At 61.5% G+C, this 16,632-nt stretch carries 11 protein-coding genes; 1 reads left to right on the top strand and 10 read right to left on the bottom strand.

Going from position 1 to position 16,632, the window contains the following annotated elements:
- Position 1 precedes the first annotated feature (1 nt).
- The 8 genes from D8U61_RS18185 to urtA form a co-directional block, all read right to left on the bottom strand.
- The gene (locus tag D8U61_RS18185; protein WP_122707774.1) at positions 2 to 535 is read right to left on the bottom strand and encodes a GNAT family N-acetyltransferase; all 534 of its coding nucleotides are present in this window, start codon (positions 533 to 535) and stop codon (positions 2 to 4) included.
- Between the two features lie 9 nt (positions 536 to 544).
- Entirely contained in the window at positions 545 to 847 is a 303-nt protein-coding gene (gene ureA / locus D8U61_RS18180; protein ID WP_003221215.1) for an urease subunit gamma, read from the bottom strand.
- Between the two features lie 227 nt (positions 848 to 1,074).
- Positions 1,075 to 1,914, bottom strand: a complete 840-nt coding sequence (locus D8U61_RS18175) for an urease accessory protein UreD (protein WP_130927420.1) — start codon at positions 1,912 to 1,914, stop codon at positions 1,075 to 1,077.
- 44 nt (positions 1,915 to 1,958) lie between these two features.
- The gene (gene urtE, locus D8U61_RS18170) at positions 1,959 to 2,657 is read right to left on the bottom strand and encodes an urea ABC transporter ATP-binding subunit UrtE (protein ID WP_130927419.1); all 699 of its coding nucleotides are present in this window, start codon (positions 2,655 to 2,657) and stop codon (positions 1,959 to 1,961) included.
- A 135-nt stretch (positions 2,658 to 2,792) separates the two neighbouring features.
- A complete protein-coding gene (urtD, locus tag D8U61_RS18165; RefSeq protein WP_172834043.1) occupies positions 2,793 to 3,635 on the bottom strand; it encodes an urea ABC transporter ATP-binding protein UrtD in 843 nt (280 codons plus the stop codon).
- 23 nt (positions 3,636 to 3,658) lie between these two features.
- Positions 3,659 to 4,738 carry an urea ABC transporter permease subunit UrtC gene (urtC, locus tag D8U61_RS18160; protein WP_122751722.1) on the bottom strand — a complete coding sequence of 360 codons (1,080 nt, stop codon included), beginning with the start codon at positions 4,736 to 4,738 and terminating at the stop codon, positions 3,659 to 3,661.
- On the bottom strand, positions 4,738 to 6,240 hold the full coding sequence (gene urtB / locus D8U61_RS18155) for an urea ABC transporter permease subunit UrtB (RefSeq protein ID WP_130927418.1): 1,503 nt from the start codon (positions 6,238 to 6,240) through the stop codon (positions 4,738 to 4,740). Before urtB ends, urtC begins: the two co-directional genes overlap by 1 nt.
- A 215-nt stretch (positions 6,241 to 6,455) precedes the next feature.
- Positions 6,456 to 7,721, bottom strand: a complete 1,266-nt coding sequence (gene urtA / locus D8U61_RS18150) for an urea ABC transporter substrate-binding protein (protein ID WP_056787644.1) — start codon at positions 7,719 to 7,721, stop codon at positions 6,456 to 6,458.
- Positions 7,722 to 8,021: 300 nt separating this feature from the next.
- Here urtA and D8U61_RS18145 point away from each other — a divergent pair, with 300 nt between their 5' ends.
- On the top strand, positions 8,022 to 12,830 hold the full coding sequence (locus D8U61_RS18145) for a DUF4329 domain-containing protein (RefSeq protein WP_130927417.1): 4,809 nt from the start codon (positions 8,022 to 8,024) through the stop codon (positions 12,828 to 12,830).
- A gap of 46 nt (positions 12,831 to 12,876) precedes the next feature.
- Here the strand turns inward: D8U61_RS18145 and D8U61_RS18140 are convergent, their stop codons facing one another.
- Entirely contained in the window at positions 12,877 to 14,250 is a 1,374-nt protein-coding gene (locus tag D8U61_RS18140; protein WP_125926248.1) for a PepSY domain-containing protein, read from the bottom strand.
- 151 nt (positions 14,251 to 14,401) lie between these two features.
- Positions 14,402 to 16,522, bottom strand: a complete 2,121-nt coding sequence (locus D8U61_RS18135) for a TonB-dependent copper receptor (RefSeq protein ID WP_130927416.1) — start codon at positions 16,520 to 16,522, stop codon at positions 14,402 to 14,404.
- Between the last annotated feature and the right edge of the window lie 110 nt (positions 16,523 to 16,632).

Genomic DNA, 16,632 nt, shown 5'->3' with positions numbered 1-16,632 from the left:
ATCACTCCTTGTGGGCACCCGGCGGCTGTGCGCCGGGATTAAGGGTCAACTGCATGAAGGTCAGATCGAGCCAGCGGCCGAACTTGGTGCCCACTTGCGGCATCTGCCCGGTGATGCTGAAACCGGCACGCTCGTGCAAGCGGATGGAGGCAGCGTTGCCGCTTTCGATGGCGGCGACCATGACGTGTTTGCCGCAAGTGCGGGCGCGTTCGATCAGCGCGGTCATCAGTTGTGGGCCGAGGCCGTTGCCGCGTTGATCGCTGCGCACGTACACCGAGTGCTCGACGGTGTGGCGGAAACCGTCGAACGGCCGCCAGTCGCCGAACGAGGCGTAACCCAGCACTGCGTTTTCATGGTCGACGATCACCAGAATCGGATACGCCTGCAACTGCCGCGCGTCGAACCATGCCTGGCGATTGCCGAGGTCGACCGCTTGTTCGTTCCAGATCGCCGTGGTGTTGAGCACGGCGTCGTTGTAGATGTCGCGGATCGCCGGCAGGTCGGCCCGGCTCGCATCGCGAATGCTGTAAGTCATGGCGCGGCCTCAGACGATCGGCTGGTGAACGGTGACCAGTTTGGTGCCGTCGGGGAACGTCGCCTCGACCTGGATTTCCGGGATCATTTCCGGGATGCCTTCCATCACTTGTTCGCGGCTGAGCAGGGTGGTGCCGTAATGCATCAGCTCGGCCACGGTCTGGCCGTCGCGGGCGCCCTCAAGCAGCGCGGCGGAGATGTAGGCCATGGCTTCCGGGTAATTGAGTTTCACGCCACGGGCCAGCCGCCGCTCGGCGACGAGGCCGGCGGTGAAGATCAGCAGCTTGTCTTTTTCGCGTGGGGTCAGGTCCATGGTTCGGGTTCCATCAGGGCAGATTCGGGTGGCTCTCGAGAAGTGTGGGGTGCCAGTTGGAGCAGCCCCTCACCCTAGCCCTCTCCCGAGGGAGAGGGGACTGATCTTGGTTGTTTTCAATGGCCAATTCAGTCAGCAATATTCGTTCAGGCAGATAAATTCATATCAGACGACTCGGTCAGGCTCCCTCTCCCTCCGGGAGAGGGCGGGGGGTGAGGGTCGGGGTTTCAGGTGCTCCATATTCTTGGCGCGATAGCTTCGCGCCCCAGCAGCACAGGTCTGAGCAATCGCCACAAATCGATGAGCCAGGCGCGGGCGAGCAACGCCTCACTGGCCAGGCAACGAGCCACCAGCAGTCCCGGCAACTGAGTCAAATCCCCGCGTACCTCATGCCCCAGCGAGCGGCAACGCTCCAGCAATTCAGCATCGATTTCACCGGTGACCAACAACGTCGCAAACACCGGATTACCATCCAGGCCGATCGGCGAGTCGAGTAAACCGTCCGCACCGACAATGCGCTGCCGTTCGTGCCAGAGCAACTGACCATCGCGGCGGATATCCAGGTGCGCCTGAAAATGCCCGAGGTCAAAACGCTCGCCACTGGCCGGCCGACCCAGCGCCACCACGTCCCAGTAGAACAGCCGCGCATCGCCTTCAAGCTCGATCGTTGTGCTCAACTCGGCCTGCGCGGCGCTGTAGACGATGGTTTCCTGCGGCAGCCATTCCAGGGTCGCGCCGGCAGCGACTTGCAAGTCGAGCTGCTGATACGCCGGCCCGCCCGCGCGATACCACTTGGCGGCGCCGGGGCTGGTGATCTGTGCCCAGGCGTTGTGCTCGACGCGCGCGCTGATATCGAGCCGATCACCACCGGCAATTCCGCCCGGTGGGTGGACGATGATGTGCTGGCAGACCTCGGGGCCTTCGGCGTACAGATGCTTTTGCACCCGCAGCGGGCCGAGGTGGCGGCGCATGACCGGGCGCGTGCAATCGCCGAAACGCGCGTAGGCCAGTTCCAGCTCGGCATGCCAGCTCGGGGTAAACAGGGCAGGTGCAACAATCGAATTCATGGTTTTGTGATTATCGTTAGGAAGCTACAGATTAGACCGGCGCGTTAGATCGTGACCAGCCCGCGTACACCCTCGGCCTCCATATTTTCACCGCGACCCTGCTGGACGATCTCGCCCCGCGACATCACCAGGTATTGATCGGCCAGCTCGGCGGCGAAATCGTAGAACTGCTCGACCAGCAGAATCGCCATGTCACCGCGCGCCGCGAGCTGCTTGATCACCGCGCCGATTTCCTTGATCACCGACGGTTGAATGCCTTCGGTGGGCTCATCAAGAATCAGCAGGCGCGGGCGGCTGGCCAGCGCCCGGCCGATTGCCAGTTGCTGTTGCTGACCGCCGGACAGATCGCCGCCACGGCGCTGCTTCATTTGTAGCAGCACCGGGAACAATTCGTAGATGAAACCTGGAACTTCTTTGGCTTCTGAGCCTGAAAAGCGTGACAGGCCCATCAGCAGATTTTCTTCTACCGTCAGGCGCCCGAAGATCTCACGGCCCTGCGGCACGTAGGCGATACCGGCATGCACACGCTGATGCGGTTTGAACGTGGTGATCGGTTTGCCTTCCCAGTTCACCGCACCTTCCTTGGCCGGCAGCAGGCCCATCAGGCATTTGAGCAGGGTGGTCTTGCCCACGCCGTTACGGCCGAGCAGGCAGGTCACTTCGCCGACCTTCACGTCAAAGCTCAGGCCGCGCAGGATGTGGCTACCGCCGTAGTACTGATGCAGCTTGTCGACTTGCAGCATGTCCAAATTCTCCCCCGGTGATCGTTCCCACGCTCTGCGTGGGAACGCATCCCGTGACGCTCCGCGTCACATAACGGCGGACGCAGAGCGTCCATGGCGGCATTCCCACGCAGAGCGTGGGAACGATCTAGGTCTTCAGCGGCCGAGGTAGACCTCGATCACCCGCTCGTTTTCCTGCACTTGCTCAAGCGAGCCCTCGGCCAGCACGCTGCCCTGATGCAGCACCGTGACGTGGTCGGCAATCGAGCCGACAAAGCCCATGTCGTGCTCGACCACCATCAGCGAATGCTTGCCGGCCAGCGACTTGAACAGCTCAGCGGTGAACTCGGTTTCGGCGTCGGTCATGCCCGCCACCGGTTCGTCGAGCAGGAGCAATTGCGGGTCCTGCATCAGCAACATGCCGATCTCGAGAAACTGCTTCTGGCCGTGGGACAACAACCCGGCCTGGCGATTGACCGAAGTGGTCAGGCGAATCGTCTCGAGCACTTCGCTAATGCGATCCTTCTGCTCGCCACTCAAGCGCGCACGCAAACTGGCCCACACCGACTTGTCGGTCTTCTGCGCCAGCTCCAGGTTTTCAAACACGCTCAAGGCTTCGAATACCGTTGGTTTCTGAAACTTGCGGCCGATGCCGGACTGGGCAATCTGCACTTCGCTCATCTGCGTCAGATCCAGGGTTTCGCCGAACCAGGCCTTGCCGTGGCTGGGCCGGGTCTTGCCGGTGATCACGTCCATCAGCGTGGTCTTGCCCGCGCCGTTGGGGCCGATGATGCAGCGCAGTTCGCCGACGCCGATGTACAGGTTGAGATTGTTCAAGGCACGGAAGCCATCGAAGCTGACGCTGATGTCTTCCAGGGTCAGGATCGTGCCGTGGCGCGTATCGAGGCCGGGGCCGACGCGCTGGCCGAGGCCGATCGAGTCGCGGCTGGTGCCTTCGTCCTTGTTCGGTTCCACGGGGAAAAACGCCGGCTCCAGCATGAATTCAGCACTCGCTGTGACTCTCATTGTTCACCTCGTTTCTTCAGCAGACCGATCACGCCCTTGGGCAGGTACAACGTCACGACGATGAACAGCGCACCGAGGAAGAACAGCCAGTATTCCGGGAAGGCCACGGTGAACCAGCTCTTCATGCCGTTGACCACGCCGGCGCCGAGCAGCGGCCCGATCAGCGTGCCGCGCCCGCCAAGGGCGACCCAAACCGCCGCTTCGATCGAATTGGTCGGCGACATTTCGCTGGGGTTGATGATGCCCACTTGTGGCACGTACAGCGCTCCGGCGAGGCCGCACAGCACCGCACTCAGCACCCAGACGAACAGCTTGAAACCGCGCGGGTCGTAGCCGCAGAACATCAAACGGTTTTCCGCATCGCGCAACGCCGTCAGCACTCGGCCGAACTTGCTTTGTGCCAGGCGCCAGCCGATGAACAGGCTCGCCACCAGCAACAACACCGTGGCCAGAAACAGCACCGCGCGGGTGCCCGGTTCGGTGATGCCGAAACCGAGAATGGTGCGGAAATTGGTGAAACCGTTGTTGCCGCCAAACCCGGTCTCGTTGCGGAAAAACAGGAGCATGCCGGCGAAGGTCAGGGCCTGGGTCATGATCGAGAAATACACGCCCTTGATCCGCGAACGGAAGGCGAAAAAGCCGAACACCAGCGCCAGCAGACCCGGCGCCAGCACCACCAGACACATGGCCCAGATAAAGCTGCTGGTGCCGGTCCAGTACCACGGCAATTCGCTCCACGACAGGAAAGTCATGAACGCTGGCAAGCCATCGCCGGCCGCCTGCCGCATCAGGTACATGCCCATCGCGTACCCGCCGAGGGCGAAGAACAGACCGTGGCCCAGCGACAGCAGGCCGGCGTAACCCCAGACCAGATCCAGCGCCAGAGCAACGATGGCGTAGCAGAGGATTTTGCCGACCAGGGTCAGCGTGTAGGCCGAGACGTGCAGGGCATTGTCTGGCGACAACAACGAGAGCAGCGGCAGAACGATCAGCAGCGCGAGGATCACCCCGCCGACCGCGAGCGTGACTTTCGGCCCGGCCTTTTGTGTGGCCGTGACTAACAGAGGCTGGTTCATCAGTCGATCACCCGTCCTTTCAGTGCGAAGAGGCCTTGCGGACGTTTCTGAATGAACAGAATGATCAGCGCGAGGATCAGGATCTTGCCGAGCACCGCACCGATCTGCGGTTCGAGAATCTTGTTGGCGATGCCCAGGCCAAATGCGGCTAGCACGCTACCGGCCAGTTGGCCGACGCCGCCGAGCACCACCACCAGGAACGAGTCGATGATGTAGCTCTGGCCAAGGTCGGGACCGACGTTGCCGATCTGGCTCAGCGCCACGCCGCCCAATCCGGCGATGCCCGAGCCGAGGCCGAAGGCGAGCATGTCCACGCGCCCGGTTGGCACGCCGCAGCAGGCGGCCATGTTGCGGTTCTGGGTAACGGCGCGCACGTTGAGGCCGAGGCGGGTCTTGTTCAGCAGCAGCCAGGTCAGCACCACCACGAACAATGCGAAAGCGATGATGACGATGCGGTTGTACGGCAGCACCAGGTTCGGCAGCACTTGAATGCCACCGGACAGCCACGCCGGGTTGGCCACTTCAACGTTCTGCGCACCGAACAACAAACGCACAAGCTGGATCAGCATCAGGCTGATGCCCCAGGTCGCGAGCAGGGTTTCCAGTGGTCGACCGTAAAGGTGGCGGATGACCGTGCGCTCCAGCGCCATGCCAATGGCGGCGGTGACGAAAAACGCCACCGGCAGCGCGATCAGCGGATAGAACTCGATGGCCTGCGGCGCGTAACGCTGGAACATCAACTGCACGACATAGGTCGAGTAGGCGCCGAGCATGAGCATCTCGCCGTGAGCCATGTTGATCACCCCGAGCAGGCCGAAGGTGATCGCCAGACCGAGGGCGGCGAGCAGCAGAATCGAGCCCAGCGACATGCCGCTGAAGGCCTGGCCGAGCACTTCGCCGATCAGCAATTTGCGCTTGACCTGAGCGAGGCTGGTTTCAGCGGCGGTGCGCACGCCGGCATCGCTTTCCACGCCCGGTTCGAGCAGACCTTCAAGGCGCGTGCGTGCCAGCGGGTCGCCGGTTTCACCGAGCAACCGCACCGCTGCAAGGCGCACCGCCGGGTCGCTGTCGACCAGTTGCAGATTGGCCAGCGCGAGGCTCAGGGCCGCGTGCACGCTTGGGTCTTTTTCCCCGGCGAGTTGCCGGTCGAGAAATTTCAGCTGCGCGGGCTTCGCGCTTTTCTGCAATTGCTGCGCGGCGCCGAGACGGATCTTGCTGTCAGCGGCGAGTAATTGATGGCTGGCCATCGCGGTGTCGATCAGACCCCGCAGGCGATTGTTCAGGCGCAGGGTTTTCGCTTGGCCGTCGATCGTCAGCTCGCCTTGCTGCAGGGCGTTGAGCAATTCGATACGCGCCGGATCGGGCTGCGCGGCCCAGGCTTCCAGCAGTTTGGCCTGTTGCATCGGATTGGCCGCGACGAAGTCTTCGGCATCGCCAGCGTGGGCCAGGAGTGGCAGCAACAGTGCGATGGCGAGAAGTACGCGGTGTATGGCAGTGGGCATTAGTGGTGTCCTGTTCAACCGCCCCCTCACCCTAACCCTCTCCCGGAGGGAGAGGGGACTGACCGAGGTGTCTGGACGATGTGCTGCGACTTGCGAACTTGAGTCGAACTCAGGGTTTGAAGAGCATGAAGATCGGCTCCCTTTCCCCCTCTCCCTGAGGGAGAGGGCTGGGGTGAGGGGGAAGTCTCATGCTCGCCTCAAAAACTGAATTCGCCTCAGTTGCTCTTCACCGCATAATCCGGCTTCTTGTCGTTGCCCTGAATGAACGGGCTCCATGGTTGCGCGCGGATCGGGCCTTCGGTCTGCCACACGACGTTGAACTGCCCGTCGCTCTGGATTTCGCCGATCATCACGGGCTTGTGCAGGTGGTGATTGGTCTTGTCCATGGTCAACGTGTAACCGGACGGCGCAGCAAAGGTCTGCCCGGCCAGTGCTTCGCGCACTTTGTCGACGTCAGTGGATTTGGCTTTCTCGACCGCTTGCGCCCACATGTGGATGCCGACGTAGGTGGCTTCCATCGGGTCGTTGGTCACCGCTTTGTCCGCGCCTGGCAGATTGTGTTTCTTCGCATAGGCTTTCCAGTCCGCGACGAATTTCTTGTTCGCTGGATTCTCCACCGACTCGAAGTAGTTCCACGCCGCGAGGTTGCCCACCAGCGGTTTGGTGTCGATGCCGCGCAGTTCTTCCTCACCAACCGAGAACGCCACCACTGGTACATCGGTGGCTTTCAAGCCCTGGTTGGCCAGCTCTTTGTAGAACGGCACGTTGGAGTCGCCATTGACGGTCGAGATGACGGCAGTCTTGCCGCCGGCGGAGAATTTTTTGATGTTGGCAACGATGGTCTGGTAATCGCTGTGACCGAACGGCGTGTAGACCTCTTCGATGTCCTTGTCGGCCACGCCTTTGGAGTGCAGGAACGCGCGCAGGATCTTGTTGGTGGTGCGCGGGTAGACGTAGTCGGTGCCGAGCAGGAAGTAGCGCTTGGCGCTGCCGCCTTCTTCGCTCATCAGGTATTCAACGGCGGGGATCGCTTGCTGGTTCGGCGCGGCGCCGGTGTAGAAGACGTTCGGCGACATCTCTTCGCCTTCGTATTGCACCGGGTAGAACAGCAGGCCATTGAGCTCTTCGAACACCGGCAATACCGATTTACGCGATACCGAGGTCCAGCAGCCGAACACCACCGCGACCTTGTCCTGGGTCAGCAGCTGTCGGCCCTTTTCGGCGAACAACGGCCAGTTGGAAGCGGGATCGACCACCACCGGCTCGAGCATCTTGCCGTTCACGCCGCCCTTGGCGTTGATCTCGTCGATGGTCATCAGCGCCATGTCCTTGAGCGACGTTTCGGAGATCGCCATGGTCCCGGACAACGAATGCAGAATACCGACCTTGATGGTCTCGGCGGCCTGGACAGTCCAGGTCATGCCCATCGCGGCAATGGATGCCGTGAGTGTGAAAGCCTTGATCAAACTGCGACGCTTCATTGTGCGATCTCCATGAACATTCGATTTTTTCTGGTTGGCAGATGCGGACGACTGAAGGTGTGTTTTGCAAAGGCTGTGCCCGGTCGCGTTCAGGCAAGAAAATGTCGTGCCAGAGCGCTTGCGCGCTGTGGGCGTGCACCAGGAGGGGACGGTAGTCGGGCGGTGGTGCGTCCAGTTGCGCCAGATTGGGGCGCAGCTGTCGCGCAGATGCGGATACAGAAACGATAAACATGTACCACAGCAGGTGAAAACCGACGGCCCACACTCACGCGCTCATCCCGATTCTCAGCGCAGGTTTTTATGAGTCATGTCTCAGGCCGATCCGGTCGTTCCGCAAGTTCTTCAGCAACGTTCAAGCTGCCGCCACTGAGCCCGGCCTTTCTGACTGAAGAGGACGCCGCCTATTGGGTGCACACGCGGATTCCACTGAACCCGGACAAAGAGTACGGCAGCGTGATCCTGCTGCGTCCGGACGGGAAATTGCTCGCCACTTCACCCATCGCCGGGCAGGCCACGGGTTTTGACTTCGGCACAATTGTGCAGACCGATGTCCTTGGCGGCATGCTTCATCCGCTGGGCTACCGGTGCGTCGCCAGCGTTCACAGCCATCCGCCGATCCATGCCGAGTTCCGCAATGGCAATCGGCGTCAGGATGAAACACTGCTCCGGCTGTTCATGAGTTTCTATTCAGGCGGCGATTTCATTGGCGATGTGTCGGCGCGGGATTTTTTCCGCAGCGCTTACCTTTCAGGCCCGGATGGCAGCTTGCTCAAATACGTCTCGAGCGGCTCGCCCGAGGAGCGCGACTACTTTCTCTGGCAACAGTCCGGCGGGCCGTCCGGCCATCCGGCGGGGGCCTATGACGTGATGGCGGTGATCAACAAACTGGCGACCGTGGGTGAACTCAAAGTCATTGTTTCGAATGCCGACTGGGGCTACTCGGTGGGGCGCGTACCTGCGGACTGGAAGGCCGGCGCGTCGTTTTCAAAGGGTGTGGTCACCGAACTGCCGCTGATGACCCGTGTCTGCGTCAATGCCGAACGCGCCGTGCTGGCCGCGTTGAAATCCAGAGGCGCGCACGCAGCGGGTCTGCTGTTGAAGAAGTTGACTGGCGAGGAGTATGTCGCCACCCATGCGCGGCCGGCCGGGCTCGCCGCTTGGGATCCTGAGCGAATATTTCCGGTTGATGCCCAAGGGCAATTGCAGCTGCCCAGGGGTTATTTGCTGGAGGGCTTTTACTTTGCCTCACGACCCGACCCGGCACAGTTTCCACCTGGCCAGCCGTGGCTCTACGAGAACTTCTTCACGCCCCGGGAGATCGCCTGGGCTATCGAAGCGAATGCCCGCAGCCAACATCTGGCGCAAGCGGGGCGTGCGTTGTCGCTGTACATGCGGGCGCAGGATCATGCGATGTTGAAGTACCGCTTCAGCGGCGATTCGATCGAAGCGGCACTGAGCGTTACGCAGTCGGACGGCACGGTCAGTGACAATGGTGTGCAGGCAAGGCTGTTGGCCGGCACACTGGATACCCGCGCATTTGTTTCGATGCTGGTACTGGCCGGGACCCTGGAGGTCGTGCGCGGCAGTGCGTTGTGGGCGCATCTGGGTCCGGTGGATCTGCAATGGCAGCCCTTCGCCAATTTCCCCTGGCCGCGATTGAGCCGGGCTTTTCTGGCGGCCGATGATGCGGTTCGCCATGCCCATGAGCTCGTGGGCATTCGCCGTGATCAGCAGTACGCGGGGTATGTTTTTCAGCGTAGCGACAAGCGTTTCGTGGTGACCGAACCCTTGCCCGGGGATATCGATACGCTCAGCCAGGGGCGGCTTTATCCTCTGGACAATCACGGTCGGCCGGTGTTTCCAGACGACCACACCATGCATGCGCGTTATGTCGCTCACGTTGCGCTTTCGCAACTTGACCCGGTGCATATCCGGTATCTGCGCTGGACCCGTGCCGAGGCTCTGCTGGATGTGCAGATGCTCAACGTTGACGAGCTGCGGCAGACCCTGGTCGACGGGATCGCTCTGTATTGCTCTGGTGCCGGCGACAGCCTGATCAGGTTCCAGCCCTACACCACCATCGTCGCCAGGGAGCTGGCCAGACGCCTCGGCACTGGCAAGCACCCGGGCGAGCTTGTCAGTGCGCTGCGCAACGGCACTGAACGGCCACAGGCCTTTGTGCGTGAACAGGCGCAGGCCGGCGTCTTGTTCAACCTGATCGATCACGCACTGTGGGGCTATCGCGGGCAAATCGGCGCTGACTGGAGCCTGCCAATAGCGTCAGTGGCTGAACCAGGCGAGTCTGAGCCGCCGCTGCCGACGTTACCGAAACCGTCATTGCCAGATCTTTCTTTGCAGCCATATCCGCCAACGCAAGTGCCTGCGCCTGGCGCTACAACAATGCCGTGGAAGCGTCCTGCGAGGATTTTCTTTGGTGCGGTGTTTTCCTCGGCGGACGAGGCAGCACTTAGTCAATCCAGTACTGACGTGCATTTGCACGACGAGAAGAAAACCTGGTTCGGCTTCATTCTCAAGCACGTGGGGCGGGAGGAATACATCGCCAGCGAGCTGATACCCGTCAGCGATAGCGGCACCAATCTGTTTCGTCAGGAGTCGGTGTTCAGTTCCAGCAAGACGGCTCCCTGGTATCAGTACCCGGATGGCTTCGACCTGCATGCCGTGTATTACATGCACCAGAGAATCGGGGAAACCTTGCGCCATCCCCAGGACTGGCTCGCGCATTACTTCGTCACGCCAGAGACGCTGACCGTTGCCATGTATCTCTCCGAGCGGCGCCCGGTCGTCGCCACTGGCCGGCACAGAACTTTGTATATCGCCACTGGTGATGGTGCTCTGCTCAGGTATGTGTTCAACAGCTCCAGCAAGTTGTTCTACGACGACAGCTCGCAGACGACGCTGCAAACGCTCAAGGACGATCTCGCTGCGCAAAGGCTGTTGCCATCCGACTTCGTGCACACCGTGGTCGACAGTGGTCAACTTGACGTGCTGCGTACGAGTCTGTGCTGGGACCGGCCGGGTTTGGTCAAGAAAACCTGGCAGCCTTACGCAAATCTGCAGCGACGCGCCCTGGGGCCGGTTTTTCACAGTGCCGACGATGCGGCGGTGCATGCCCGATCGCTGTTGCCGCAGAGCACCGACAAGCTCTATGGCGGTGTCATTCTGAAACGCTCCGACGGCCTCTACGTCGCTACCTTGCCGATTGAAGTGACACGCGAAAATTTCGACAGTAGCGAGATCATCGCCGACGAGACTCGCGCTGCCGGACTGTTTCCAGAAAATTGCCGGATCGTTGCGCGTTACCGCTCCAGAGTCCCGAGGGAGCTGTCGGTAGCGTTTTCGGCCATCGACAAACAGATCTACTTGAACATGCTGTCGGTCGATACCTTGTACTCGGCATTCACGCGCAAGCCTGTGGTCTGGGATGAATACCTGTTTGCGCCGGACGGTGCGACGATTCGCTATCAGCCTGGGTTGTGGGAGCGTCTGCGCGCCGATCTGTCGATTGCCCTGACGGCAAGCAATAGCCTGCCCGCATCACTGGATGGCGAGACCATCAAGCAGCGCCTTTACAGCGGTGAATTGAAACCGATCGACTGGATCGACTCGCTCGCCAGAACAGGTTATTTGCAGGTCGTCACCGGCAGTGACCTGTGGGGCCTGCCCCGGCAAGTATCGCGCTGGGTGCCGTTCTCCGCCGATTTGCAGAACGTGACGGATTACAGCAAAGCCGCTACTGCGGCGGTGTGCGGCCCGTTATTTCTTCAGGCAGATGCGGCCGCTCGATATGTCCATGAGCTGGCGGTGAGCCGCGATATGCAGACTTTCGGTGTCATCCTGCGCTCGGCCGGCGGGGTGTTTCTTGCCAGTCTGCCGCTGACTGCACAACGGTCGGCGCTGGCGCTGGACCGGATTTTCGAGCACGGGCGACTGCCATCAGGCTTTCTGCTGGATTCGATTTATCTGCGCGCCGTCCTGCCGCCGCTTGGCGCACGATCCACGGATATCCGGCACGTGCTGATCATGCCCAGCGAAGTCCAGCAGGCGTGTCGACGGGCCAGTACTCCACAGGGTTACAAGCCGATCTACTTCTCCTGCGCCGACGGAGCGCTGCTGAGGCTGCAACTGCACGCGTTCGAGCCCGGCACATTCTTCGACCGGTTCGGGCAAGTGGACTTGCGCCCCAACGCTTTTGTGTCAATGGAGCAGGCGGCGAATGATGAACGCAACAACAGCAAGGGCACTTTCAGCCTTGTCGAATACGTAAATCGGATGGCGCGAGCCGGTGACCTGCATGTCATTGAAACCAGCGCCTGCTGGTCTCGCCGTGGTCGGGTCGAGGAGGGCTGGCAACCGGGCCTTGCCGAGATATCTCGTGAGCGCCATTGGCAAAATCATCCGGTTCCGGCGCTGGGACCGATCTTCCAGCATCCCGACGATGCTGCCCGCTATGCCCAGCAACGGACCGACAATGAAATACTCGCTCGGACCGGCTATGAGGGCGCGGTTCTCGGGGAAGACTCCGGCCAGCGCTTTGTCCCGCTGGAGCCTGTTGCGTGGTTCGCCAACGAGGAGAATCTTCGTCTGCGTCTTTTCCGTACTGCCGAGGACCCTGCGACCGACTGGCGCCGACCGGCACCGCGCTTCCCTGACGGTTATGCCGTCGTGGCCAGTCATCAATTCAGCCTGTCGGGCAATACCTTGCTGGTCGCTGACAACGAACAGATCCGCAGTAATTTCGCCGAACCCGCGCTGGTGTATGCACACACCCACGAGTTGAAAAACCAAGGTTTCGATATTCGTGGGTATTACTACTCCACGCCCGGCCATGAGTTGCTCAAATACACGCCAGTGTACTCAGACGCCGAACGGGATCTGCTGCTGACCCGTTCGGTCGTTTATGAAAACGGGCAATGGGTCAGCCGCCTCACGCCTGGGCAATTTGTCTCCCGACTCCTGCAATTGGGCGAATTTCAGGTGTTGGTGGCAGGCGCGTATTGGCGCCATACCGGGCACCTGGGCAGTGGTTGGCGAACCCGTCGGCAACAGCCGGCGGCCGAAGGTGCCGTGCGGATCAGAGATGAGTTGTAATTCGAATGCCGAGTCGAGCGCGGGCCACTGAGCCCGCGCCACACTATCAGCGCGGTAGATCGACGGTGCGCCGGGCGACTCGTGGCAAGACGAACCGATCAAGCAACCACACGAACAGCAGCGAAGCCCCCACCAGCGGAAAAACCACCGCCAGCACCAGCATGATCGCCACGCCGGTTTTCCATGTCGGCAGGTCATGGCGCAGCGGCGGCACACCGAACTTGCCTTCAGGCCGACGCTTCCACCAGATCACCACGCCGCTTACGGCGCTGAGCAGAATCATCAGGCAGATCAGCAGCACGACGATCTGGTTGAAGGTGCCGAACATCTTGCCTTCGTGGAGCATCACGCCGATTTCCGTGGCGCGAGCAACGGTGCCGTAGTGCTCGAAACGCACATCGGCGAGAACCTTGCCGGTGTACTGATCGATATGCAGGGTGGCGTCGTTGCGCGGGTCATCGGCGAATACGGCAATGGTGAACACGCCGGTGGCGGTAGTCGGCAGGGTGATGCTGTAGCCGGGCTCCACCTTGCGCTCACTGGCGATGTTCTGCACATCCTGCAGGCTGACTTCGGGTGCAGCGGGGCCGGCATGGGCATTGCCGTGATTCATGTGTTCGGCGTGGTCGCCGGACATCGGCATCGGTGTGTTTTCCATCGCCCACGGCACGGTCTGGCGGGTCGCGCTGTTGAGGCTGCGTGCCTCGATGTCGGAGGTCGGCACGTTGTCCCACATTGCGGCTGGAAACACGTTCCACACCTGCGCGTATTGCTTGCCCCAGAAACCGGTCCAGGTCATGCCGCTGAGCAACATCACCAACAGCAATGTCGCGCCCCAGAAACCGGTGACGGCATGCAGATCGCGCCACAACACTCGACCGCGGCTGTTCAAACGCGGCCATAGAATGCCCGCCGCCTGACCGCGCGGCCACCACAGGAACAGCCCCGAGACCACCAGCACCACGCCCCAGCCAGCGGCCATTTCGATCAGCCGATCGCCGACCGTGCCGATCATCAATTCGCCGTGGATCGCACGGGCGATGGCTTGCAGATTCTGCTTGGCATCCTGCTCGCCGAGGATGTCACCGTGGTACGGATCGACGAATACGTTGAGTTCGTGACCAGCGTTTTTCACCACGAATTGCGCGCTGCGTTCGGCATTCACCGGCGGCAGGTACTGAGTGACCTGGCCTTGCGGATAGGCAGCTTTCACCCGTTGCAGCAGGTCATCGGCCGGCACCGTGTGGTGCCCGACCGGTACTTCGAGCAGGCTGCTGTACATCAGCAAATCGAGCTGCGGTTTGAACAGATAAATGATCCCGGTCAGGGCCAGCATCACCATGAACGGCGCGACGAACAGCCCGGCATAGAAATGCCAGCGCCAGGCCAGGTTGTAGAAATTGGGTTGAGGCTTTTGCATCACGAGTGCTCCGCTTGGCTTGGTTCTTTTCGTTGTCTGTTTACCTGTGGGAGCGAGCCTGCTCGCGAAGGCGTCATGCCAGACGACATCACTGTTGAATGCGCCGGCCTCTTCGCGAGCAGGCTCGCTCCCACATGGGTAGGTGTTGGTGTCAGAAACTCATATCCACTTTGGTCCAGAGCGTGCGCCCTGGTTCATTAATTGCCTGTGGGTCATTGGCCGGGTAACCGAACCCGGCGTTGCCAGCCAGGTTCAGGTGCTCGGCGTAGGCTTTGCCGAACAGGTTGTCGACGCCGCTGCTGACCTTCCAGTGCTGGTTGATGCGGTACGCGCCGTTGAGCGAGAACACGCCGAAGCCCGAGCTCTGGGCGTAATCCTTGCCGACCACGTTGCCCTTGTTCGCGTCGATGCGGTGCTGCGCGGCGACCACTCGCCAGAGTGCGCCGGCGCTCCACTTGGCCTCGCTGTAGGTCAGGCCGAAGCGCGCATCCAGCGGCGGCATCTGCGGCAGGGCCGAGCCGTCGCTGCTGTTCTTGCCCCAGGCATAGGCCAGGGTCGCATCGGCTTTCCAGTTGTCGGTGAGGTTGTAGGCAGCACCGAGTTCGCCACCCATGATCCGCGCGTCGATGTTTTCGGCGCGCGAGGTGCTCATGCCCATCATTCCCGGCGTGTAGTCGAACAGGATGTAATCGCGTACCACACCGATGTAACCCGAGGCCCAGGCTTCGAGGTCGGCGCTCCTGTAGTTCACGCCGAAGTCGAACTGCGTGGTCTTTTCCGGTTTGATCGAGTCGAACGCATTGACCGATCCTGCCGGGCCGGACTTGGGTGAAAACAACTCCCAGTAATCCGGGAAGCGTTGCGCGTGGCCGAGGCCTGCATAGAGCGTGGTCGGGCTGTCGGCGAGGTCATGCTCGTAACGGATGAAGCCGCTGGGCAGGGTGTCGGCGCGGGTGTCGTCGGCGGTCGGGTTGGGGCGGGACATCATCCCCGAGCCGGTGGTCTGCCGATAATCCTTGGCCGAAGCACGGTCGACACGGGCGCCAGTGATCAAGCGATCACGCTCGGCGGCGTACCAGGTCATTTCGCTGAACACGCCGTAGTTGTGGAAATCGGCGTCCTTGCTGTACGGCAGCTGCTTGTAGGTATCGACGCCCATTGCACTGCGCTGACGGTGCTCGTTGGTCTGTGCGTCGAGGCCGGTGATCAGCTGAACATCAGCCCAGCGCCAGGTTGCTTTGATCCGTGCACCGAGGGTACGGCGGTCGACGTTGGACGCCATGGGCCCTGCCATCATCCCGGTGCCGGACGGGGTGCGCAGGGTGTAATTATCCATCACATGGTCGGCGTAGTTGTAGTAGACCTGCGCCTCGAGTTTTTCCAGCACCTCGCTGATGTTGGATTTTTCCAGGCGCAGGCCAAGGCTTTCGCGCAGGAATTGCGAACCGTCCATGCCGCGCCCGGCATACCGCGCCTCGCCGTCGCCCTTGCCGGCGGTGAGTTCGATCAAGGTGTCGGCATCCGGCGTCCAGCCCAGTGCGACATCGCCGTTCCACTTGTCGTAACGCGAGGCGACGATGTCGTTGTTGCCATCGCGGTAATCGTCGGAATGCGCGGTGTTGCCGATGACGCGCACGTAGCCCAACGGACCGCCGGCAGCCGCGTCGACAACCTTGTCGAAACGCCCATGCGAGCCAGCCAGGATGCTGGCGTTGACGCGAGTGCCGAGTTCGCCGAAGTTCTCCGGCTCACGGTCGAACAGCACCGTACCGGCCGATGCGCCCGGACCCCACAGGACGGTTTGCGGGCCTTTGATCACCGTGAGTTTGTCGTAGGTTTCCGGTGAAATATACGAAGTCGGCGCGTCCATCCGGCCGGGGCAAGCGCCGAGCATCATGCTGCCGTTGGTGAGGATATTCAGCCGCGAACCAAACATGCCGCGCAGCACCGGATCGCCGTTGGTGCCGCCATTGCGCACCAGAGCGAAGCCGGGAATGGTCTTCAGGTAATCGCCGCCGTCACTGGCCGGCACCGGTTGGCGCGGATCCTTGGGGTTGGTGACGATCGTCAGTGGCGAGCTTGGGGCGATGGCAGTGATCACCGTCGGGCTCAATTCACTTTCATGGCTCGCGTGATCATCAGCCAGCGCCAGCGGTGTCAGCAGCAGGCCGCAAAGGACGGCAATAGCGTGCCTGCAACGAATCCGCGATTCATTCAGGGCAAAGTGCGCGCGGGCAGATTCCGCGCAGGGGACAGCAGTAAACCTGGACATGACAATTTCCATCGAACAGTCGTAAACACCACGGCCGGCAGCCTGGAGCTGTCTTCTCAACCGTGTGCAATCAGAGGTGCGTGTTTACGTGGCGATGGGCGGGGCGCGGG

It is taken from the genome of Pseudomonas sp. Sample_14 (assembly GCF_004307515.1).
Classification (GTDB): domain Bacteria; phylum Pseudomonadota; class Gammaproteobacteria; order Pseudomonadales; family Pseudomonadaceae; genus Aquipseudomonas; species Aquipseudomonas atacamensis.
Note: the sequence above shows the minus strand (reverse complement) of the source record. Positions and strands in the feature narration are given on the sequence as shown.